General features: G+C 40.0%; 17 protein-coding genes. 9 read left to right on the forward strand and 8 right to left on the reverse strand.

Annotated features, from left to right (window positions below):
• The 4 genes from E0709_RS06655 to E0709_RS06670 form a co-directional block, all read right to left on the reverse strand.
• Positions 1-792 (reverse strand): sulfite exporter TauE/SafE family protein, encoded by a 792-nt coding sequence (locus tag E0709_RS06655; protein ID WP_132302043.1) that lies wholly within the window; start codon positions 790-792, stop codon positions 1-3.
• A gap of 1 nt (position 793) precedes the next feature.
• Positions 794-1,414: an RNA pyrophosphohydrolase gene (gene rppH / locus E0709_RS06660; RefSeq protein WP_132302045.1), complete on the reverse strand. Its 621-nt coding sequence runs from the start codon at positions 1,412-1,414 to the stop codon at positions 794-796.
• 574 nt (positions 1,415-1,988) lie between these two features.
• A complete protein-coding gene (locus E0709_RS06665) occupies positions 1,989-2,825 on the reverse strand; it encodes a class II glutamine amidotransferase (protein ID WP_132302047.1) in 837 nt (278 codons plus the stop codon).
• A 130-nt stretch (positions 2,826-2,955) separates the two neighbouring features.
• Positions 2,956-3,234 carry a YfcZ/YiiS family protein gene (locus E0709_RS06670; RefSeq protein WP_132302049.1) on the reverse strand — a complete coding sequence of 93 codons (279 nt, stop codon included), beginning with the start codon at positions 3,232-3,234 and terminating at the stop codon, positions 2,956-2,958.
• Positions 3,235-3,430: 196 nt separating this feature from the next.
• On the opposite strand from E0709_RS06670, the gene E0709_RS06675 reads away from it, so the two are divergent.
• From E0709_RS06675 to mutH, 3 genes are read left to right on the forward strand one after another with little or no spacing between them, the layout of a single operon-like run.
• On the forward strand, positions 3,431-4,768 hold the full coding sequence (locus E0709_RS06675) for an outer membrane protein transport protein (RefSeq protein ID WP_132302051.1): 1,338 nt from the start codon (positions 3,431-3,433) through the stop codon (positions 4,766-4,768).
• Positions 4,769-4,822: 54 nt separating this feature from the next.
• Entirely contained in the window at positions 4,823-5,365 is a 543-nt protein-coding gene (locus E0709_RS06680; RefSeq protein ID WP_132302053.1) for a methylated-DNA--[protein]-cysteine S-methyltransferase, read from the forward strand.
• Between the two features lies 1 nt (position 5,366).
• Positions 5,367-6,044: a DNA mismatch repair endonuclease MutH gene (gene mutH / locus E0709_RS06685; protein ID WP_132302055.1), complete on the forward strand. Its 678-nt coding sequence runs from the start codon at positions 5,367-5,369 to the stop codon at positions 6,042-6,044.
• Between the two features lie 106 nt (positions 6,045-6,150).
• Here the strand turns inward: mutH and E0709_RS06690 are convergent, their stop codons facing one another.
• The 4 genes from E0709_RS06690 to E0709_RS06705 form a co-directional block, all read right to left on the reverse strand.
• Positions 6,151-7,173 (reverse strand): ABC transporter substrate-binding protein, encoded by a 1,023-nt coding sequence (locus tag E0709_RS06690; protein WP_132302057.1) that lies wholly within the window; start codon positions 7,171-7,173, stop codon positions 6,151-6,153.
• Between the two features lie 121 nt (positions 7,174-7,294).
• Positions 7,295-12,418 carry a DEAD/DEAH box helicase gene (locus tag E0709_RS06695; protein ID WP_341539174.1) on the reverse strand — a complete coding sequence of 1,708 codons (5,124 nt, stop codon included), beginning with the start codon at positions 12,416-12,418 and terminating at the stop codon, positions 7,295-7,297.
• Between the two features lie 121 nt (positions 12,419-12,539).
• Complete coding sequence (locus E0709_RS06700) at positions 12,540-13,328, reverse strand: ABC transporter ATP-binding protein (protein ID WP_132302061.1); 789 nt, start codon at positions 13,326-13,328, stop codon at positions 12,540-12,542.
• A gap of 13 nt (positions 13,329-13,341) precedes the next feature.
• Positions 13,342-14,325 (reverse strand): FecCD family ABC transporter permease, encoded by a 984-nt coding sequence (locus E0709_RS06705; RefSeq protein ID WP_132302063.1) that lies wholly within the window; start codon positions 14,323-14,325, stop codon positions 13,342-13,344.
• Positions 14,326-14,467: 142 nt separating this feature from the next.
• On the opposite strand from E0709_RS06705, the gene E0709_RS06710 reads away from it, so the two are divergent.
• From E0709_RS06710 to E0709_RS06735, 6 genes are all read left to right on the forward strand, one after another.
• Positions 14,468-16,759 (forward strand): FepA family TonB-dependent siderophore receptor, encoded by a 2,292-nt coding sequence (locus tag E0709_RS06710; protein ID WP_132302065.1) that lies wholly within the window; start codon positions 14,468-14,470, stop codon positions 16,757-16,759.
• Between the two features lie 374 nt (positions 16,760-17,133).
• On the forward strand, positions 17,134-19,716 hold the full coding sequence (gene leuS / locus E0709_RS06715; protein WP_132302067.1) for a leucine--tRNA ligase: 2,583 nt from the start codon (positions 17,134-17,136) through the stop codon (positions 19,714-19,716).
• Between the two features lie 52 nt (positions 19,717-19,768).
• Entirely contained in the window at positions 19,769-20,476 is a 708-nt protein-coding gene (locus E0709_RS06720; protein WP_132302069.1) for a DUF8095 domain-containing protein, read from the forward strand.
• A gap of 10 nt (positions 20,477-20,486) precedes the next feature.
• On the forward strand, positions 20,487-20,987 hold the full coding sequence (locus E0709_RS06725) for an LPS-assembly lipoprotein LptE (protein ID WP_132302071.1): 501 nt from the start codon (positions 20,487-20,489) through the stop codon (positions 20,985-20,987).
• 10 nt (positions 20,988-20,997) lie between these two features.
• Complete coding sequence (gene holA, locus E0709_RS06730) at positions 20,998-22,035, forward strand: DNA polymerase III subunit delta (protein ID WP_132302073.1); 1,038 nt, start codon at positions 20,998-21,000, stop codon at positions 22,033-22,035.
• A gap of 132 nt (positions 22,036-22,167) precedes the next feature.
• A complete protein-coding gene (locus tag E0709_RS06735; RefSeq protein ID WP_132302075.1) occupies positions 22,168-23,502 on the forward strand; it encodes an anaerobic C4-dicarboxylate transporter in 1,335 nt (444 codons plus the stop codon).
• Positions 23,503-23,548 lie beyond the last annotated feature (46 nt).

The raw sequence follows: 23,548 nt of genomic DNA on the forward strand, positions 1-23,548 counted from the left end.
TTAGTTAATAAACATTTTTAATGCCACAAAAATCAAAAATACCGCAAAACAACGTTTTAACGTAACAACAGGTAAACGATTGGTTACCGTCACACCTAATTTGGTGGTAAACATGGATGTTAAAGTAATACCTAATACCGCAGGTAAATAAACATAACCTAACGACCATTCTGGCATACTGTCTAGATTCCAACCGCTTGAAATATAACTTAATGAACCAGAAATAGCCAATAACATACCACAAAACGAAGACGAACCAATGGCTTGTTTCATTTCATAACCACGAGCGTTCAAAAATGGCACAATAAAACCACCGCCACCAATACCGGCAAAGCTGGACGCAATGCCAATCAATCCTCCGCCGATGATGGCTGACTGCGTCGTCAACGGTTTATTTTGCATTTTGGATTTAGCTGACAATATCATTTTGACCGCTAAATATACCACCAAACAAGCAAAAATTTTACTGGAATAGGCTTTAGGTAGCTGGCTGACAAAAAAACTGGCTAAATAGGTTGCTACCATAATAGACGGCGCAAAAACTTTTAAGGATGACCAAATAATATTACCTGATTTATAATGATTATAGGCGGAAGATGCTCCCGTAATAATAATCGTGGTAAATGATGTGCCTAATGCCACCGACATCAGCATATGATCGGGAATACCCATCATAGGCAATAAATACACTAACACCGGCACAATCACTAAACCGCCACCGATACCAAATAAGCCGGCTAAAAAACCGACTACACAGCCCACCACAAGGCAAATTAATAAAAACTCAAGCATTTTAATATCTCCGTTTTTTCTTGGTTTTCTGTTGAGATTTATGATAATAAGGAGAATGATTCAGCATTTCTTTTGCTTTCTCTTTTAGGCTAACCTGTTCAACTTTTAAATGCGGTGTTTTTTGCCTCAATAATACCTCAGTTTTGTTTGGATCAAATAAGACCAAAGCAAATTCTTTCATGGCTTTACGATACACTTCACGTTTAAATGACACCACTTGACGTACGGGATACCAAAAACTCACCCAACGCCAACCATCAAATTCTGGGATTTTACTACAATTCATATCAATGCTCTGGTCATCAATCATCAACTGCAACAAAAACCATTTTTGTTTCTGTCCAATGCACATAGGCTTACTATCATGACGTAATAAGCGTTTCGGCAATTTATAACGTAACCAATGTTTTGACGAACAAACAATACGCACATCTTTCTTGCTTAAACCCACTTCTTCATACAATTCACGATACATTGCTTGCTCAGGGGTTTCATTATCATTGATCCCCCCTTGCGGAAATTGCCACGAATTCTGTCCGTACCTTTTTGCCCACAGCACCTGTCCATTTTGATTACAAATGACAATGCCAACATTCGGACGGTAGCCATCGGAATCGATCACTATCGTTTACCCTTAATTATTTTGATCTAAAATATAGTGTGGAATTATGGCACAATCTGGGATTTTAGCCAACATTATATGGATTTTTATCTTTATAAGACTCTTTTATTAGTATTGTGCATAACTCTGTGTATAAATCAGACAAAACCATTGCATAATGCAAAATAACCCTGTTTAAATACCAACAATGTTTTATTAAACAAGGTATTTTTGATTTTTGTTTAAAGCTTAAGCATAAAAAATAATAAAAAAATTACACCGCACTTTTCCACAGAACAATACACAAATTGTTCCTGTATAGCTTTACACCATTGATGAAATTAAACACAATCAAAAGGTTTATTCCATCTCACTGTGGATAAAATTGTGACTGGTTCAATAATAAAACAGAAGAACTCTCATCAGTTAATTAAATTATGATATTTTATTGTTAATATTCAACGAGATAGATCGATGAACTAAAGTAAAATATGAAATCACAAGAAAACAAATAAAAGTAGTTCATTTTTTAGCCATACAATTAACCCTACACTTTCATGTAGGGTCACGCATGTTACGGAGTAACTGTACAGAATTATGAACAATCATTCACTATACGATCTCCCAAAGTACCATCATCAATAATGGCTTTTTCAACACCAATAATTTCTTTGACTTTTTCACCATTTTTAAAAAATACAAAACCACCACTAAGCATTTTGGTCCATTTTTCATCTTTGGTTAACGGAAAAGTAGCAATAATGGTCACTTTGTCACCATCTTTAGCATAATCATTAAAATCAATCACGCTTTCATCATCAATCCGTTGAGCCTTACCGAAAGGCGCTTGGCGAGTAAGATAATGAAGATTTGTGGCACAATGTCCTATCATCCATTCGCCATTCGATAGGATAAAATTAAAGGTACCATGTTGGGCTAAAAATTCCGTTACTTCTTGTACAGCGGCAAAAATTTCTTGTTCCACCGGTTTACGAGAAAAACGTCTTTTTAAGAATTCTGCCATATAACAAAATGCGGCTTCGGAATCTGTTGAGCCAATTGGCTGGCAAAAACGTCCTGTCATATCTGGCAAATCATGCAAATTACCATTATGCGCAAATACCCAATTTTCACCCCAAATTTCACGAATAAAAGGATGAGTATTTTCAATATCTACACTACCTTGGGTTGCTTTACGAATATGCGCAATCACATTTAATGACTTAATGTCATATTGCTTAACGCAATCACCGATCGGTGATAATGAAGCGGGACGATTATCCCGAAAAACACGGACTCCCTTGCCTTCAAAAAAAGCGATGCCAAAACCATCCGAATGACTATCGGTTAAACCGGCACGACGGCGAAAACCTTCAAAAGAAAACACAATATCTGTTGGCGTATTGCAATTCATCCCTAATAACTGACACATAATAAAAACCTAGAAATAAAAACCCTATAATTGATACCGATTTAACACGATAATTTTAAAATTTACAATATTTTTTGAAAAAATTTTTAGATCAAATTCGCATGAAAAACGGTAAAAAATTATAACAACATCAAATTTTCATCTGAAATAAGATAGCCTCTACTTCACAACAAAAAACAATTTTTACATCGAGTACAACACCATGCTTTATTGGTTGAATATCACTGTGAATTTCACAAGGTTCACTTTCGACTTGTTTGGCTTGTTGTATAAAATATTGTAAAGCCTGTTCCGCATCTTGTTGAGTTGTAAAAAATTGTGAAATTTGCACCGCACTTTCAGCGCCGTCCAAAAAACCATTAGCTTTAGATTTTGAACCACAACGACTAGTTTGCTCAATACGTTGCATTACATTACTCTACATATTTTTTCCTTTAGTAAATCGTTTTAGCAGAGTTTATCACTAATATTTTAGGATGTAATATGATTTTTTACTACTGGTCTGAGCAGATAGTTTATCGGTAAAAAAGATTGAACTATCTATTAGCGTTCATTAGAATTCGACTGTTTTTTTCTCTTATGTTAATAATTTTCTAGGAAAATCAATGAAAAATCTTTTTACAAAAACCTTATTATCTTCTGCTATGTTAGTAGCAACTGGCGCAGCTAACGCCGCTGCATTCCAATTAGCTGAAATCTCCACTTCTGGTTTAGGTCGTGCTTATGCGGGTGAAGCCGCTATTGCGGATAATGCTGGCGTGGTAGCCACTAACCCTGCATTAATGAGTTTATTTAAACGACCAGAAATTTCACTGGGTGCGATTTATGTGGATCCGAATATTGATGTTTATGGTACTACAGCATCATCTATTATGACTTCTCAAGGCACTATCCCAACCCCGGGACTAGCCAAATCGGCGGATGCTCATGATATTGCTAAAAGTGCTTTAGTTCCTAATATTTATGCGGTTTATCCGCTTAACGATAAGTTTGCTGTAGGCGGTGGATTAAATGTTAACTATGGCTTGGCAACGGAATACGATGATAACTACAACGCTGGTTATCTCGCAGGAAAAACAGACTTAACGGCATTAAACTTTAATTTAAGCGGTTCTTATAAAATTCTAGATAATCTTGCTTTGGGTTTAGGTGTTAATGCGGTTTATGCTGATGCAGTGATTGAACGTCGAGCGGGTACCTTAGGTAATGTTGTCGCAAACACGACCCTAGCAGGGACACCGTATGCCGCACTAGCAGCGGCAAGCCCCGCATCGACAGTTATTCGTAAAATTGAAGGAACAGAATGGGGTTTTGGTTGGAATGCGGGTTTAATGTGGCAAGTAACAGAAAGTAGCCGTTTTGGTTTAGCTTACCATTCTAAAATTGATATTGATTTTGATGGACAATATAGCGATGCAGGTAATGTCTTTTTAGGTTCAAAGGGAAATGAATCCGGTTCATTAACCTTACCATTACCAGCCTACTGGGAGTTCTCTGGTTTCCATCAAGTTACCGATAAACTTGCTTTCCACTATAGCTGGAAATATACCGAGTGGTCTAAATTTAAAGAATTACGTGCGGTAGGCGCTTCTGGTAAAGAATTATTTCAAAAAACTGAAAATTTCCGTGATAGCTCTCGTTTAGCAATCGGTGCTACTTATCATGCAACTGATGCGTTAACCGTACGTGCGGGTATTGCGTATGATGAAACGGCTGCCAATGACTACCACTCTATCTCAATTCCAGATACTGACCGTATGTGGTACAGTCTAGGGGCAACTTATCATTTCACACCAGATCTTTCTGTGGATGTTGGTTTTGCTCATTTACGCGGTTCAAACAATAGTTTTAAAGAAGTGGAACCGAATTCAGGTATTGTAAGTGACATAAAAGTAAAAGCCACTGCCAACCTTTACGGCTTAAACTTAAACTATCGTTTCTAATTGATCACAAATTAGCATATAATCGGGCGTAACTTTTACGCCCTTTTTTATTGAATCACCATGATCGACTATTGCTATTACGCTTCTCCCATTGGCAAACTATTAATCTTAGCGGAAAATGATCGGCTCACCCATTTAGACTTTGAGCTTGAACAAATTGCCCCCAATCCTAACTGGCACTATCAACCTGATTTAGCCATTTTTCAACAAATTTGCACCGCACTTGAACGTTATTTTCAAGGTCAACCAGAAACCTTTGCACAGATTCCGTTAGCACCACAAGGTACACCATTCCAACAACAAATTTGGCAAGCATTACGTCAGATTCCCTATGGCAAAAAGTTAAGCTATGGTGAATTAGCTCAACAGATAAATAACCCTAAAGCAGTACGAGCAGTGGGTGGTGCAGTGGGACGCAATCCGATCAGCATCATTATTCCTTGTCATCGTGTGTTAGGCAAGGATCGACAATTAACGGGGTTCGGTGGTGGCTTACCCACCAAACGCTATTTATTAGATTTAGAACAGATCCCTTATGTCAATAAGGGTGTCGAATATGTTAAACAAAAATTATTGAAAAAATACACCGCACTTTAAGATGAGAAATATCAACAGTCCACAAACTGAACAAGCACTTTTGCAACGAGCCAATGCTATTGCTGGCTTAACCTTTGCCGAATTGGCGGAAGAACTAGGCATTATTGTTCCCCCTGATTTAAAACGAGATAAAGGTTGGGTAGGTCAATTAATCGAAACGGCTTTAGGAGCAAAAGCGGGCAGTAAACCTGAACAAGATTTTGCTCATTTAGGTATTGAGTTAAAAACCATTCCAATTAATTCAAACGGTTATCCACTAGAAACCACCTTTGTCAGCCTTGCTCCGTTAGTACAAAATTCAGGTGTAGATTGGCAACATTCACACGTTAAACATAAACTGAGCAAAGTGTTATGGATTCCCGTGCAAGGCGAACGTCAAATTCCACTCGCCGAGCGTTATATCGGTAGCCCAATTTTGTGGCAACCAAACTCACGGCAAGAGCAGCAATTACGCCGAGATTGGGAAGAATTAATGGATTACATTGTACTCGGTAAAGTCGCACAAATTAATGGAACATTAGGTGATGTATTACAACTCCGCCCCAAAGGTGCAAATAGTCGAGCAATCACCAAAGGCATTGGTAAAAATGGTGAAATGATTGATACCTTGCCATTAGGATTTTATTTACGCAAAGAATTTACCGCAGAAATTTTGCAAAATTTTTTATTGGGGAAATAACTCATATATCTCCAATAAAATTAAGGATTAAATTTCGTATAACACCAAACTTAACCCTTAATTGAATAGCTAGACTTTAAATCCGCTCAAACCACTTTTTGGCTGATTATTTTACAGGATCCTGTCCCTTTAAAATCTGCTCCGCATTTTCCTTGCTCAGATCGTAATCGTAGTATTTTTTATAGAATTGTTGGGTTCTTGCCACCATATTAATATCTTCAAATAAGGTGGGATGCAATAACTTCGCTACCCATAAAATTTGCAAGGCCTCTTCGGCACTGTAACGATCCCACGGAAAAGTTCCTGTTGGATTAACGAAAACTCGGTTATTTTTCACCGCACTCACACTCACCCACAACGGATCTTGTTTAATTTGCTCTACCGCTTTATCTGCATTCTGACTGCCCACAATCACTACATCAGGATTGGCTTTTAGCACATCTTCTACACTCACTTCGACCAAATTAGCTTGATCTTCAAAGGCATTACGACCGCCACCGAGCTTTACCCATTCGCCAATAATCGAACGACCACCGTCAATTTTATATAAATTTGAGCCATTGGAAATATGGATCACCGTAGGACGTTTTTCCTGTGGTACATCTTTTAAACGCTCATTCACCAACGCAATATTCGCCTCTAATTCTTTGATGTAATCTTCCGCAATGGCTGGTGCCTTGTCACCAAGCACGTCAGCCGTAATGCGTACGGTGTTTTTTAAACCATCAAAATTCTGAAAACCAATTAACAAGGCTTTCAAGCCTGCTTTTTCCACTTCTTCTTGAGCAGGTTTATTGGACACCAACACTACATCGGGTTTTGCCACGATAAGTTCTTCTAGTTGCGTGCTGTTTTGGCTGTTAATGGCTGGCACGTTTTTAATATTTGGATAGACCAAATTAAACCATGGATTGGATTTAATAATGTTCGTCGTGCCAACTAATTTATCCGCTCCGCCAAGCAACAATACCACTTGATTGTTGGCATGCCATAAATCCACCACACGCTCCACTTGATCGGGGATTTCTACGCTTTTCCCTTTGACGTCCGTAATGGTTTTCGCCAAAGCAAGGTTAGCCGTTAAGCTAAGGGAAAGTGCGGTGGCAAGTAGCCATTTTTTTAATTTCATTTGTTGTCCTTATATAACGTATTTAATAACTTTGATTAAGCATACCACGTTATATAGCTTTATATATTAAAAGCGCGATGAAAAATTGAAAAGTTTTCGATTTTCCACCGCACTTTACCGATTAAACCTCCAACTTCGGCAATCCTTTCACAATTTCCACCGTTTTTAAACTCACATTCACCACTCTTAAAAACAATTCCATTGGATAACGGGCGTTATTCATCGTCTCAATCGCCCAATCGTTGGCGTTATTGACAATGCCACTGGCTTTGTCGGTTTTGACGCTTTGGCGTTCGATGACCCATTCCAACGCAGGCTTGCCGTTGACCACGTATTCATAAGCCATTTCGGGAATGTGTTCAATGCGGAATTTATGGTTATAAATTAGCTTGGTTTTGTCGTCTTTTTTGGCGAATTTCATTTTTTCCACATAAAAATCGCTGTCTGCTCCGCCGATAATTTTATCGTTTTCAATACGCAATCCGCCGCTAAGTTCCACGCCGTCATACATCGGCACGCTTTCATAGTTTAAATGCAACTCGGCTAATTTTCGCCCTGCTTGCTCGAACGCCACAAAATCGCTAAAGCGTTTCACGCACGGTATGCGTGGCAACTGTTTGCTGAGATTATCGGCGTATTTTTCACGGTATTCTTCGCTATGCAATAAGCCGTAAATATAGTAGAAAATCATTTCTTTGCTAATATTTTCTCCTTGATATGCCGCTTGGAAATGGTTTAACGCTTCATCGCTAATCGCCTCTTTTTGCTGATAGCCGTCAAATATGCGATCATTTTTTTCGCCCGAAGTGCAAAATAAATCGCTTTCCTGTTCGTTCGCTGAAATGGGTTCGTAGAGATAGAGTGGGAAACCTTGACCGCCTGAATGTTGCATATTTAAATCAGGAATAACATCAACTATTAACGCTGAAAATGGTTTGCCTGAATTGCCAATTCCGCTGAGATAAATCACTTCATTCTCAACGTTGGCGGTTGGGAATAGTTTGGGGATTTGATACGGACGATGATTAAACATTGAATCAAAATACAAAAGGCTTTTAGTATATGGTCTATACAAAGCTGTTCTTATTGCATTTTTATCAAATTTTGCTTTTATTCCATTGCTAAATTTAGCCAATAAACTACTAGACCAACTGATTTTTGTTGGATCTTCGCTACAAAAATCTGTTGCTGATAATTGTTTATCTGATGAATTAAAACGTTCTAATTCATCATTATAGAAAGCAACCATATGTTGCATATTATTTATAATTTCACTGTGAGAAAAATTGTAAACCCACGCATCTCTATTGCTTTGTAAACCAGCAGAATAATTAGAAAAAACAACGTGTTCTTTATTTCCCTTATCTTTTGTACCAAGCAAAATATAATTATCAAAATTCACATCACGCTGATTTAACCAATCATTAAATTGATCGGGAATAATTTGCGTCCAGCCATTGGCTTTGGAAATGCCGTGAATATCTTTGAAATCGGCAATAATATCTAATTTTTCACGTTGGCTTAAATAGTCGCCAATATCGTGGAAAAAAATTTGCCCGTTTTTTACCGCACTTTTGTTTTTAACTAAGATTGCAATGGCAATCGGCGTGCGAGTACCTTGTCCAAAAATATTGTCTTTTTCTTTACGGCGGCGTTCGCCAGAGGTACGAGCATTACCCCGCAAATGAAAAATATACAGCGAGCTAAATTCTTCCGCTAAACATTTGCGTAAACCGTCTGCGGAATTGGATTCCAAATAACCGCCATTGGTTACAAAACCAATTACGCCATTATCAATAATGCGATCGCTTGCCCAGCGAATGGCACGAATATAGCTGTCGTATAAACCATTTTTATTGGTCGCCGTGGAATATTCCGCATAAGTGCTGCGAATTTTTTCATCGAGTTTCGGATACGCCACATTCGCATTATTATCATTGGCACTTTCTTGCCCTGCGGAATACGGCGGATTGCCGATAATCACGCGAATATCTAAATCCATTTGGGTTTTACGGCGTTTTGAGTTTTCCACTAAAATATCATCGACTAAATCGCCTTTTTCTGCCATTTGGAAAGTGTCGGTCAAACAAATGCCGTTGAATGGCTGATATGCGGTCACAAAATTCCGAGAGGAATTTTGAACGTTCGCTTGCGAACGGGGGCTAAGCCCCGAACAATCCCCGTCAGGGATTGTGAGTAAATTTTTTGATGAATGTGCAAATTTTTCTAATAAAGCGTAATACACCGATTCAATATTGATTGCCGCAATATAATATGCCAGCAATACAATTTCATTGGCGTGAATTTCATTATATTTTTCGGGCAATTTTTCAGGCGGAATAATGCCGCTTTGTAATAATCGGGTAATAAATGTGCCTGTTCCCGTAAATGGGTCGAGAATTTGTACGCCGTTATCCGCCAAACTGGCATTAAATTCCTGATTTAACACCGCTTCCACGCTATGAATAATAAAATCCACCACTTCCACAGGCGTATAAACAATGCCTAGCCGCTCTGCCATTTTCGGAAAGGCCTGATTAAAGAAATTATCATACAGCTCTTTAATAATTTTCTGCTTGCCTTCGGGCGAATTGATATTACTAATGCGATTTTGAATACTGTCATAGAAATCCGCCAGCTGTTTGGTTTCGGCACTTAAGCCTTTTTTATCCAAAATTTCCACCGCACTTTGCAACGCTTGCGACATTGGGTTGTGCTGGGTGAAATTATCGTTGGCAAATAAGGCATCAAATACGGGCTTGGTGATTAAATGTTGAGCTAACATTTCAATCACTTCCTGCTCGCTAATCGCCGAATTTAAATCATCACGCAATTCTGCCACTAACGCATTAAAGGTGGCTTTTTCAAGCGTGTTGGCAGGGTTTTCGAGAATCGCTTGAATACGGTCAATATGCGTATTGGCAATTTTCGCTACATCATCCGCCCACTCTTGCCAATGTAAGCGGTTACCGCATTTTTTGACGATTTTCGCCACCAATGCCCGCTCAATTTCGCCCACGTGATATTCTAAATCCAGCTGTTCGGGGGCAAAACTGGTGTCTTTTTCGCCAATACTGTTCTGCCCACGCCCTGATTTACTGTGTTTTTTGGCATTGGCTTGCTGTTTTTTGCTTGGTTTTTTAAACAGGCTATCCACATAGTGAATCACTTCGATTTTATCTTTCGCCGCCCCGTCAAATTCCATTTTGTTAATCATCGCGTCAAAGCGGTCATCGTGTGAACGCAACGCCTGCAACACTTCCCACACCACACGGTAATTTTGATTATTATCCAACGCTTCACTTGGATCTACGCCTGTGGGAATCACCACGGGCAAAATAATATAGCCCTGCGTTTTACCTTCGGCTTTACGCATCACACGCCCGACCGATTGCACCACATCAACCTGCGAATTGCGTGGCGTTAAAAACAGCACTGCATCTAAGGCTGGCACATCGACCCCTTCCGATAAACAACGCACATTCGACAAAATGCGACAAGTGTTGGCATCGGTTTCTGCTTTCAGCCATTCAATACGGCTCGATTTTTCACCAGCGTTCATTGAGCCGTCCACGTGTTCAGCTTCGCATTTCAGCGACAGGGATTGATCTAAAATCGCATTGGGATCATTGGCGAATAAATCGGCTTTTTCTTCTTCTTGATAAGCAGACACCACAATATCAAACATCTCGGCAATGGCTTTGGAGCTGACTTTGTGTTTGTTGCCTTTGTAGTCTTTTTCAATCACTTGACAAAACGCCACCGCCCGTTTCATCGGCGAATCGTCCGCATTTTTTTGAATCCCATATTTGGATAAGGCTTTCCAACAGCCGACAATTTTCGCTGCATCATCGACTTTGATTTCGTTATCTTCGCGGGATAAAAGGGCTTCCAAACGGCGGTTAATATGCGCTTCTTCCACCGCCAGAACGATCACTTTGTAATCGACCAATAATTGTTGTTTGACGGCGGTGGAAAAGCTGATCACGTGTAAATCTTCGCCATAAATGGCAGGCTTATTCATAGAATAGAGATCTTTTACGCCATCCGTTTCTTCGGCTTCTGCGGTATAGATACGTGGCGTAGCGGTCATATACAGGCGTTTTTTGGCTTTAATATAATTATTGTGATGTACCCGCACAAAAGCGGAATCATCATAGCCCTCATAGGTTGCCCCCGTGGTGCGGTGGGCTTCATCGCAAATCACGAGATCGATTTCAGGCAAGCCGTGGAGTTGAGCTTCTTTGATCGCGTCAATGGAATGATAAGTAGAATAAATCACCGTCATCGCATTGGGATCACGGGTTTGATGTTTTAAAAAAGCCTTGGCAAGATTTTTGCCGTTAGTGGTGGCAGGGAAATTTAACTCGTGGGTGGTCATCACCACCAAATCATCATTCGCTTTGCCTTTTTGCTTGCCCACATCGGAATCGGAACAGACCGCAAAATTATGCAATGGCAGCTCGGCTTCTTGCGTCCATTCGGTTAAAGTTTGTTGCAACAACGCCAAACTTGGCACAAGGAACAACACGGTTTTGCCATTGCCTGCCAGCGTTTCGGCAATTTTCAGCGAAGTAAAGGTTTTGCCCGTACCACACGCCATAATTAGCTTGCCACGATCGGCGGTTTGCAAGCCAGCAATGACTTGTTTTAATGCCGTTTGTTGGTGCGAACGTAGCGATTTTTTTGGCTTAAATTCAATTTTGTTATGTTCGAGATATTTCGCCCAATCAATCACGCTATTTGCCAAATCGCTCCGCCCAATCACATTCACGGGCGGATTTTGATCGCTTAAGGATTTTTCGGCGTTATCCGTCCAATGATCGGTGGTCGCCACAATAATTCGTTGGCTAAAATAGCTTTTGCCCGACGCAGTGAAAAAGCTGTCAATATCGCTTTTTTGAATCCGATGATCTGCCGAATAATTTTTGCATTGAATGGCGTGATGTTCGCCAGTGAAGGTTACCGCAACAAGATCAATCCCCGTGTCGTTGGAAGGAATATCGGGAAAGAATTTTTCTGCCCAGTTTTTGAATGTTAAAACTTCTTCGTATTGGCTGGCGTAAGCAGGTTCACTTTTAAAATAGATTTGAACGAGATTTTCAAAATACGTGCCTTTTTCTCGTTCAGTGAGAGAATGTTGTTGATAGTGATTTAAAAGTTTAGATAATGCTGATTGATTGATTGATTGATTGATTGATTGATTGATTGATTGATTGATTGATTGATTGATTGATTGATTGATTGATCATTATGGTGTCCCGATTGTTGGCATTATTCAACGAATAGTTTTATTTTACCCGATAATTTTTCTTTCACCAATTTATTAAAGGCGATGGAAGCCACAACATCCATTCGCCCTTATCTTAGATTGATTTAATTGCACAAATTTTTCGATTGAGTTCCGCCACATCCACCATTCGCAAATCCGTTTGGTAAAGTGCAGTGAGATTTTTTTCCGTAATAATATCAAGGGTTTTCCCCACTTGGAGTTTGCCTTGGTCGGTTAAAATGGCGACTAAGCTGTCGGGCAATTTGCTTTGTAATAACATCGGGTGATCGGGGTTGTGGGTGGTCATAATGATGGAAAAGCCTTGTTCCGCCAGTTCTTTAATCAGCGTTAAGGTTTTAAATACATTACCGTAATCCAAGGCAGAAGTGGGTTCATCAAATAAAATGAGTTGCGGTTGCTGTACCAGAATTTTGGCAATATTCACCAACTGTTTCTGACCGCCACTAAGTTGCATATAAATTTTGTCGCTTAAATGCGAAATCCCTAATTTTGCTAAGGCGTCATCCACCAGAGCAAAATCTTGTTCGCTCGGTTGATCAAATAAACTTAAATGCACCGCTCGCCCTAGCACCACATAATCACGTACAGCATATTGATAGGTTTCTGGTGGTTGTTGCGAGACATAAGCAATATGTTTGGCAATTTCCTTGTGACTTAATTCCGCAAGATTCTGATTATTCAATAAAATTTCACCGCACTTTGGTTGCAACAGTCCTGCGATACAGTTCAATAAAGTAGATTTTCCTGTGCCGTTCGCCCCCAGAATAGTGAGCAATTCCCCTTGCTTTACATGCAAATTGATATGTTGTAACAAGCTCGCTTGTTTGGCATGATGAAAGGATAAGTTTTTAATTTTTAACATTTTTGCACCGCACTTATTTCACCATTCGCTGTTTCACTAGCACCCATGCGAAAAACGGTGCACCAATAAAGCCCGTTAAAATCCCCAGTGGAATTTCTTCTGTATAAAGGTTTCTCGCCAAGGTATCGATCAATAACAGAAAGATTGCCCCAATTAAGGCGGCTAATGGCAGGGTCTTAATATTATCATCACCAATTAACAGCCGCGCCAAATGGGGAATGACTAAGCCAATCCAACCGATCGTACCACTTAAACACACGGCTGAAGCCGTCAGCAAGGTGGAACATAAAATCATTACATTGCGTTCCATTTTGATATTTACCCCAATCAGTTTGGCTTGTTGTTCGCCCAATGAAAGCAAATTAATTCGCCAACGAAGTAATAATAAAACCAAGGCAGTGATGATCATCACTGGCGAAAAGGCGGTGAGATTTTTGAAATTGGATTTGGTTAAGCTCCCCATTGACCAATAGACAATATCCGCCAACTGGGTTTCGGGGTCGGCTAAATATTTGATTAACCCAAGGCTTGCCCCCATAAAACCACCGACAATAATCCCTGCTAACACTAAAATAATCATGCTATCTCGTCGCATTAACAGTGGAACAAGCATGGTGAGCGACACTGCAACAACACCGCCGATAAAAGCCAAAATTTGAATGGAAAACGATCCCAAGCCTAATAAAATAGCAACAGATGCACCGATACAAGCTCCCCCGGATACACCTAAAATATCAGGCGATACCAACGGATTTTTAAACACACCTTGATAGGTTACGCCCGCAATGGCAAGCCCTGCACCGACTAAAAGTGCGGTTAAAATTCGAGGTAATCTTAGAATTAAGATTACGTTATTTTCCACTTCATTGGGGTTATTGCCAAGTAAGGTATTCATTACATTTTCGAGAGGAATGTGCATTCGCCCCATAGATAATGCAATAAGGATACCTAATAGCATCAAAGCGATAAGTAATGATAAAAAAAATCGGTATTTCATGGGTTTTAGGCTGTTAAAGTTTAGATGTGCCAGTTTAACCGATTTAGCTTAAAGAATAAATAACGTTATATAGCTATTTACACAACTGTCATTTGGAGTAAAATTATATATTTATTTATATAACCAATCCTAAGGATATTTTATGTTTAAAACACCTAACAAATTAACAACCCATCTATCCACACTTAGCCTTGCTTTACTGTCTTGCTATGCTAGTGCTGCTGTCCAACAACTGGATACCATTGCAGTGACCACTGAAGATCCATCTCATTCAGCCAGCGCATCACAAGCCATACAGTCACTTGGTAAAACGATCGTCACTAGCCAAGCGATCGAAAAACAACCTGCAGTGAATGATGTAGCAGATATTATTCGCCATCAACCGGGGGTCACTTACAATTCAGGCAGTGCCACGGGGGAATATGGTAATAAACGCCAAATTGATTTACGTGGTATGGGAGCAGAAAATACACTGATTTTAATTGACGGTAAACCTGCGACTTCTCGTCAATCCGCTCGTTATGGACGTAACAATGGTCGCAACACTTTAGGCGACAGCAAATGGGTGCCAATTGAAGAAATTGAATCCATTGAAGTGATTCGTGGTACCGAAGCGGCTCGCTATGGTAACGGTGCCATGGGTGGCGTGGTAAATATTAAAACTAAACCTATCACTGATAAATTAAAAGGCAGTGTCACTTATAGTTTAAACGTACCAGAAAATAGCAAATTTGGTACTACCAACCGTGCAACCTTTAATTTAAGCGGTCCAATTGTGCAAGATGTGTTAGGTTTCCGTTTATATGGGAGTTGGAATAAAACCAAACAGGACGCGTTAGATGCTAATCCACCCATTGTTACTGTAGGGCGTAATGGCTCCCCCTCTACCACCTATTATGCCGCTCGTGAAGGGGTTCGTAATAAAGATATTGCTGGTCGTTTAAGCTGGAAAATCACGCCAGATCAGGTGTTAACCTTAGATGCTAGTTATAGCCGTCAAGGTAATTTATATGCTGGTGGCGATACTGAATCGGATACTGGCAGTATTGATAGTGCAACCTTTGATATGCAAGGGGCAGAAACTAACCGTGTCTATCGTCAAGCCTATGCGTTAACGCATGAAGGCAAATGGTCTTGGGGTGAGAACAAAACTTACGTCCAATTTGATAAAACCGTCAATAGTCGATTCCCAGTCTATCTCGGTTTTGGTACCGAGGGTACGTGGGAAAATCACAATTTTGTGGATAGTAAATTAACTAACTATCGTTTTAGCCACGAAATGATTATCCCATTTGAATGGCATGGTGATCATAAATTTACTATTGGTGTTGAGGCTAATCACAGTAAATTAAATGATGCTGATTCTACGAGTTACGATTTTGTCAATGATAGCATTGCATCTGTAGGTTCATTAGGTACTATTCCTTGGCTTGCACAAGGTAATCGTGATGGTCACACCAGTGCCAGTGAATACGGTGTATTTATTGAAGATGTAATTGATTTCAAACAAGGGACAATCATTACCCCAATGGTGCGTTTTGATTATCATACTGTGTCAAAATCTAATTGGAGCCCAAGCCTAAATATTAGCCACGATATTAATCCATATTTAACCCTCAAAGGGGGATTAGCTCGAGCTTATAAAGCGCCAAATTTATATCAATCAAACCCCAATTATGTGCTAGCTAACCGCCAAAATAACTGTCCTGTCAATGGTCAGGCTTTAGCGGATGTGGGTTCTTGTTATACAGTGGGGAATAAAGATCTTAAACCTGAAACCAGTTTTAACAAAGAAATCGGTTTTGAGCTGCATAACCAAGAGGGTTATAAACTCGGTTTAACCTATTACCACAATGCTTATCATAATAAAATTGAAGCAGATACCAATGTGTTAGCTACGGTTAAAAATCCAAACTGGGAAAAAGCTATGGTAAGCGAAACCGCGGATACTGCGATTTACAAATGGGATAATATTCCACGTGCTACGGTTGAGGGACTTGAGGGATATTTAAATTTACCATTAGTGGCAGATAAATTGGATTTGTCCACCAACTTTACCTATATTCGTAAAAGTATCAACAAAACCACCGGCAATCCATTGAGCTTAATGCCAAAATACACCATTAGTTCAACGCTGACTTATCAAGCCACTGATAACCTTGATTTTGCCACCACTTATACACGTTACGGTAAACAGTTATCTCGTCCAAACAACGTTCGTTATATGCACTATGTCAACAACCCAGTGGTACAAGAACGCTTAGGTAGCTATGGTGTTTGGGGGGCGAGTGTCGGTTATAAATGGGGTGATTTCAGTGTGCGTGCTGGCGTAAGCAATATTCTGAATAAACGAATTAATGTGACCAATAGTGCGGCGAGTAAATCGAATGAGATTGGGCGGGCGTATTATACGACACTTAAATATTCGTTCTAATTTAAATCGGTTTTCGCCGATGGCGACCGTACTTTTCTTTGCTTGTGCAAAGAAAAGTAGGCAAAAGAAAGCACACCCCCGACTTCACCGTTTATCTTTGCTTGGTTGAAATTTTCTTTACGGTAAAATCGCAACTCGCTACGCTCAGACAAGGCGATTTTTCCTAAAAATTTCAAGTCGCAAAGGCGGTTCAGACGGGGGACCCCGTTTGGTTAAATAAAAGTGCGGTGTAAAAATCAAAAGCTTTTGATTTTTTCACCGCACTTTTTTTCTGTTAATTTCCCCCATTTTCCGCTATTCTATTACGCATTTTCCAAATCAAAACAATACCGTAAAAAGTGCGGTACTTTTTTAAAAAATTTTAAGGTAAAACTATGCAAGAACAATATCGTCCCGATTTGATTGAAAGCGAAGTGCAGAAATATTGGGAAACCCACAAAACCTTTAAAGCCGTTAAAGACGAAAGCAAGCCGAAATATTATTGTTTATCCATGTTCCCCTACCCCTCAGGTCGCCTGCATATGGGGCATGTGCGTAATTATACCATTGGCGATGTGGTGTCTCGTTATCAACGCATGAACGGTAAGAATGTATTGCAACCAATGGGTTGGGATGCGTTCGGCTTGCCAGCGGAAGGGGCGGCGGTGAAAAATAAAACGGCTCCAGCCAAATGGACCTACGAAAATATTGAGTATATGAAAAATCAGCTCAAAAATTTGGGCTTTGGTTTTGACTGGGATCGGGAAGTCACCACTTGCCGTCCTGAATATTATAAATGGGAACAATGGTTCTTTACTGAGTTGTATAAAAAAGGCTTGGTGTATAAAAAAACTTCTACCGTCAACTGGTGTCCGAATGATGAAACGGTGCTTGCCAATGAGCAGGTTCACGAAGGCTGTTGCTGGCGTTGTGATACCCCTGTGGAACAAAAAGAAATTCCGCAATGGTTTATTAAAATTACCGATTATGCCGAACAACTTTTAGGCGGATTGGAAACATTGCCGCAATGGCCAGAAATGGTCAAAACCATGCAACGCAATTGGATTGGGCGTTCGGAAGGGGTGGAAATTACCTTTAAGATCGAAAATTCTGATGAAATAGTCGCTGTTTATACTACTCGCCCAGATACGTTTTACGGGGTGTCTTATATGGCTGTAGCGGCGGGGCATCCATTAGCGGAACGAGCAGCACAAAATAATCCTGAATTGGCGGCGTTTATCCAAGAATGTAAAAATGCCAAAGTGGCAGAAGCTGAGCTTGCCACCATGGAGAAAAAAGGCATGGCAACGGGCTTGAACGCCATTCATCCGATTACGGGCAAACCTGTGCCAATTTGGGTGGCGAACTTTGTATTAATGCACTACGGCACAGGGGCTGTGATGGCGGTGCCTGCTCACGATCAGCGTGATTTTGAATTTGCGACTAAATATGGTTTGCCAATTCAGCAAGTGATTGAGCCAGCTAACAGTGAAGAAATCGATTTAAGCAAAGCGGCGTTTACCGAACACGGAAAACTCGTTAATTCTGAAGAATTTAATGGTTTAGAATTTGAAGCGGCATTCAACGGTATTGCGGATAAACTGGAAAAATTAGGCGTAGGTAAACGTCAAGTGAATTACCGCTTGCGTGACTGGGGGGTTTCTCGTCAACGTTATTGGGGGGCACCGATTCCGATGTTGACCCTGGAAAATGGCGATGTGGTACCAGCTCCACTGGAAGATTTGCCAATCGTGTTACCTGAAAATGTGGTAATGGACGGGGTGAAAAGCCCAATTAAAGCGGATCCTAACTGGGCGAAAACCAGCTTGAATGGTAAACCAGCGTTAAAAGAAACCGATACCTTTGACACCTTTATGGAATCCTCTTGGTATCATGCGCGTTACACCAGCCCACAATGCCATTCAGCCATGTTGGATTCAGATGAAGCAAATTACTGGTTGCCTGTAGATCAATATATCGGCGGCATTGAACACGCCACTATGCACTTGCTGTATTTCCGTTTCTTCCATAAATTATTGCGTGATGCAGGTTTGGTGAGTTCCGATGAGCCAGCACAAAAATTGCTGTGTCAAGGCATGGTGTTAGCGGATGCATTCTATTATATCAGCCCAACTAATGAGCGAATTTGGGTCAGCCCGACTAAAGTTACCCTTGAACGTGATGAAAAAGGACGTATTGTCAAAGCCATTGATGACGAGGGTCATGAGTTAGTACATAGTGGCATGACCAAAATGTCGAAATCGAAAAATAACGGGATTGATCCGCAAGAAATGGTGGAAAAATACGGAGCAGATACGGTGAGGTTATTTATGATGTTCGCCTCGCCTGCGGAAATGACCTTAGAGTGGCAAGAATCAGGCGTAGAGGGAGCAAACCGTTTCTTACGCCGTTTATGGAATTTGGTATTTGAATATAACAAAAATCCAGCCAAAACTGCGGTGGAAAGCACCGCACTTTCAGCCAACCAAAAAGCCTTACGCCGTGATGTGCATAAAACCATTGCCAAAGTCAGCGATGATATTGGTCGCCGTCAAACCTTTAATACGGCGATTGCGGCGGTGATGGAATTGATGAACAAACTCACCAAAGCTCCGTTAGACAGTGAGCAAGATCGTGCAGTAATGGCGGAAGCCTTAAATGCCGTAGTACGCATGCTTTATCCCATCACGCCGCATATTTGTTTCCAACTTTGGCAAGATTTAGGCAATGAAAATGCTATTGATTTTGCCCCTTGGGTTGTTGCAGATGAGCAAGCGATGATCGAAGATGAAAAATTGGTGGTGGTACAAGTGAATGGTAAAGTGCGTGCCAAAATCACCGTGCCAGCAGATATGGCAGAAGAGGACATTAAAGCCGTGGCATTACAAGATGAAAACGTACAAAAATTCTTGGCTGGTTTAAATGTGGTAAAAACCATTTATGTACCAGGCAAATTGTTTAGTTTTGTGGCGAAATAGTCTTTGTAGGGGCGGACCTATATGTCCTCCCGTTAACCAACGAGAAATGAACATGACATTGGCTAAATTATCGGTAATGATCTTACTCTCATCCTTGTTAATCGGTTGTGCTAATGATGCGAAGCAATTGAATTGGCGACCTTATAAAGATATTGATGGTGCGGTGAAAGAAGTGTCTTTTGTTACGCTCACAGAACAACACACTGATAAATCACAAGAATCACAACCTACTGAACGCCACTTTGCTAATTTAGCCATTCCCTTTGGGGAAACAAAAACTGTCAAACGCTTGGGCGAAATATTCCCATTAGGGCAGCTCAATAACCATTATGCCATTGCCACCATTTTCCTTGTCAATGACAAATCCCTTAATATTTATCAAGCTGAAGATGTACAAACGCTGGCGAAAGCAAAAGATTTTGACTTTTACGAATTTGGTGGAATGCGCTTAAGCCACGCAAAATTCACCGCTAACAGCGAGATTTGTAAGGACTTTAATGGCAAAAATGGAGTAAATTTGTTGATGACAACCAATTATTATCCGCAAAACAGTTTTACTGATTTTTACACCGCACTGCTTGACGTTAATTTACAAAGTAAGCAAACACCACAAGAAATAGGCTATAATGCGAGTTTTACAGGCAGTGATGCCAAGTTGCAACAACGAATGAAACAAGATGAGCAACAACAAGGCAAAGCCTTGGCAGTAGCGAATGTCAAAGAAAAAGCGAGTATTTTATTTAATATCATTTGTAAATAGGAATAAATAAATGTTCAAAAAAATTAAAATAGCATTTTTAATGCTGAGTATTTCCGTGTTAACCGCATGTGGATTTCACTTTCAAAATGGTGAGCTGATTCCACAAGAATTACGTACTTTAAAATTTGAAAGTAGCGATCCATACAGCGATATGTCAATGGCAATGCGTAAGCAACTACTAGCAAATAATATCCGCATAGTAGAACAAACCGATGTGCCAATATTACGTATTACTAAAGTGACGAGCAATAACGAAGTGGTATCCGTATTTAAACAAGGACGCGAAGCGGAAAAAATGTTGATGTTGCAAGTGGATGCAAGTGTACAGTTAGCAAATAAACAAACTTACCCAATTTCAGCTAAAGTAAGTCGTACGTTCTTTGATAATTCTCGAGCCGCCTTAGCCAAATCCTCTGAACGTGAAATGATTTGGTCGGATATGCGAGAACAAGCTGCACGTAAATTGATCTCAAAAATGGTGACGTTACAATCTCAAGTACAAGCTAATTGATTATATTAAGATGAATCGAATCTTCCCTGAGCAATTATCCCACTCGCTAAACAGTAGTTTGGCGAGTATCTATTATTTAGTCGGGCAAGATCCTTTATTGTTAAGTGAAAGCCAAGATGCTATTTTTCGCAAAGCCACTGAACAGGGCTTTGATGAAAAACTAAATATTCAAATTGATACCAATACCGATTGGCAAGTATTATTTGAACGTTGTCAATCCATCGGGCTGTTCTTCAAGCGGCAGGTGATTAATCTGCTATTACCTGAAAATTTAACTGCCCCTTTACAAGCTAAATTAGCCGAACTCATTGCGTTGTTAAACCCAGATCTATTATTTATTTTCCAGCTCCCTAAATTTCCTAAAACCACTGAAAAACAAGCATGGGTAAAAAAATCGCAGGAATTTGAACCGCACTTACCCCTTGTAAACTGCCAAACACCCAGTACAGAACAACTTCCACGTTGGGTTGCTCAACGGATTAGAAATATGGGATTAACGGCGGATCAAGATGCCATTCAATTACTGTGTTATAGCCACGAAAATAATTTAATCGGCTTAAAACAAAGTTTAGATTTGTTGGCATTATTACATGGCGACAAAAAATTAACTTTCACTCGGGTACAAAAAGTAGTGGAACAATCTTCTGTTTTTACCCCTTTTCAATGGATTGATGCATTGCTTGAAGGTAAATTTACTCGGGCGAAACGAATTTTGAATGGTTTGCAAAATGAAGATATACAACCGATTATTTTATTACGTACCTTACAACGTGAATTAATAGTGTTATTAGAGCTTTCAAAACCTCAACAACGCCTTGAATCCTTACACCAAGCGTTACCAATGGCACAATTAAGAGAAAACTTTGATCGTTTAAAAATTTGGCAAAATCGTCGTACTTTTTATACGACTGCGTTTCAACGTTTAACTTACGCTAAACTTTATCACATCATTCAACAACTCGCTGAACTTGAGCATGCCACCAAATTAGATTTTAGTGCCGATATTTGGCAACAGTTAGATGATATTTCTGCCATGATCTGTCGTTAATAACAAATTTACTTTATCCTTGCCACAGATATTGATATAAATCTAAAAAAATACAGCAAATAGTTGTATTTTTTCAGCAAACGGCTATGATTCACACATTTTCTTATCAACAACTCTTTAAAGGTAATTTTTATGCTCTATTTCGAATTTTTATTTCTGTTATTAATGCTCTACACGGGTAGTCGTTACGGTGGTATCGGTTTAGGTGTCGTTTCTGGTATCGGCTTGGCGATTGAAGTATTTATTTTCCGTATGCCAGTAGGCAAAGCACCGGTTGATGTGATGCTAATTATCTTAGCGGTCGTCACCTGCGCATCAATATTGGAAGCCGCTGGTGGTTTGAAATTTATGTTGCAAGTTGCCGAACGTCTTTTACGTAATAATCCTAAACGTGTCACCTTATTAGGTCCGATCGTTACTTATTTAATGACCTTTATGTTAGGAACTGGACATTCTGTTTACTCTATTATGCCAATTATCGGTGATGTCGCCTTAAAAAACAAAATTCGTCCGGAACGCCCAATGGCCGCTTCTTCCGTCGCATCCCAGTTAGCCATTACGTCTAGCCCACTATCTGCTGCTGTGGTATTTTATTTAACCCAAATCACTGGCTTACCGGGTTTTGAACACATCACGTTACTTAATATTATTAGTGTCACGGTGCCAGCGACTTTTGCGGGAACCATTGCACTTTCATTATACAGTTTACGCCGTGGCAAAGAATTAGATGATGACCCAGAATACCAACGCCGTTTGCAAGATCCCGTTTGGCGTGAACGTATTTTGAATACCACCAGTACCACCTTAAATGATGAATTACCAAAAGCAGCTAAACAATCGGTCTATCTGTTCTTATTGGCGTTAGCTGTGATTGTGGCGATTGCCATGTTGCCTGACATTCGCACCATCGGGAATAGTGAAAAAGCCATTTCAATGAATTTAATTATTCAGATGATGATGCTATGTTTCGGTGGTCTGATTCTTTTACTTACCAAAACCAATCCGCAAATCGTACCAAATGGTGTGGTATTTAAATCAGGTATGGTGGCGGCAATTGCTATTTTCGGGATTGCATGGATGAGCGATACCTACTTCCAATATGCGATGCCAGAATTTAAAGCTGCCATCACGACCATGGTAGAACAATATCCTTGGACCTTTGCTTTCGCACTGTTTGCTGTTTCCGTGGTAATTAATAGCCAAGCAGCAACCGCAGTGATGATGTTGCCAGTCGGCATTGGTCTTGGTATTCCACCTGCCTTATTAGTGGGTTTAATGCCAGCTACTTATGCTTACTTCTTTATTCCAAATTATCCGTCAGATATTGCTACGGTAAACTTTGACGTAACAGGAACGACCAAAATCGGTAAATATTATTTCAACCACAGCTTTATGCTACCAGGTTTAGTCGGCGTTGGTACTGCTTGTGTGGTTGGGGTAGCTATCGCAGAAGTCGTTATTCGATAATATTTTCAAATAAAAAACGCTCAATATATGGTATTGAGCGTTTTCT

Origin of the sequence: Lonepinella koalarum, from assembly GCF_004565475.1 — a bacterium.
Lineage (GTDB): Bacteria > Pseudomonadota > Gammaproteobacteria > Enterobacterales > Pasteurellaceae > Lonepinella > Lonepinella koalarum.

Excerpts from the sequence above, each read along its gene's own strand:
- E0709_RS06655 (WP_132302043.1), bottom strand. The coding sequence starts at position 792 with ATGCTTGAGTTTTTATTAATTTGCCTTGTGGTGGGCTGTGTAGTCGGT.
- E0709_RS06665 (WP_132302047.1), bottom strand. The coding sequence starts at position 2,825 with ATGTGTCAGTTATTAGGGATGAATTGCAATACGCCAACAGATATTGTG.
- E0709_RS06670 (WP_132302049.1), bottom strand. The coding sequence starts at position 3,234 with ATGCAACGTATTGAGCAAACTAGTCGTTGTGGTTCAAAATCTAAAGCT.
- E0709_RS06675 (WP_132302051.1), top strand. The coding sequence starts at position 3,431 with ATGAAAAATCTTTTTACAAAAACCTTATTATCTTCTGCTATGTTAGTA.
- mutH (WP_132302055.1), top strand. The coding sequence starts at position 5,367 with ATGAGAAATATCAACAGTCCACAAACTGAACAAGCACTTTTGCAACGA.
- E0709_RS06690 (WP_132302057.1), bottom strand. The coding sequence starts at position 7,173 with ATGAAATTAAAAAAATGGCTACTTGCCACCGCACTTTCCCTTAGCTTA.
- E0709_RS06700 (WP_132302061.1), bottom strand. The coding sequence starts at position 13,328 with ATGTTAAAAATTAAAAACTTATCCTTTCATCATGCCAAACAAGCGAGC.
- E0709_RS06705 (WP_132302063.1), bottom strand. The coding sequence starts at position 14,325 with ATGAAATACCGATTTTTTTTATCATTACTTATCGCTTTGATGCTATTA.
- E0709_RS06710 (WP_132302065.1), top strand. The coding sequence starts at position 14,468 with ATGTTTAAAACACCTAACAAATTAACAACCCATCTATCCACACTTAGC.
- leuS (WP_132302067.1), top strand. The coding sequence starts at position 17,134 with ATGCAAGAACAATATCGTCCCGATTTGATTGAAAGCGAAGTGCAGAAA.
- E0709_RS06720 (WP_132302069.1), top strand. The coding sequence starts at position 19,769 with ATGACATTGGCTAAATTATCGGTAATGATCTTACTCTCATCCTTGTTA.
- E0709_RS06725 (WP_132302071.1), top strand. The coding sequence starts at position 20,487 with ATGTTCAAAAAAATTAAAATAGCATTTTTAATGCTGAGTATTTCCGTG.
- holA (WP_132302073.1), top strand. The coding sequence starts at position 20,998 with ATGAATCGAATCTTCCCTGAGCAATTATCCCACTCGCTAAACAGTAGT.
- E0709_RS06735 (WP_132302075.1), top strand. The coding sequence starts at position 22,168 with ATGCTCTATTTCGAATTTTTATTTCTGTTATTAATGCTCTACACGGGT.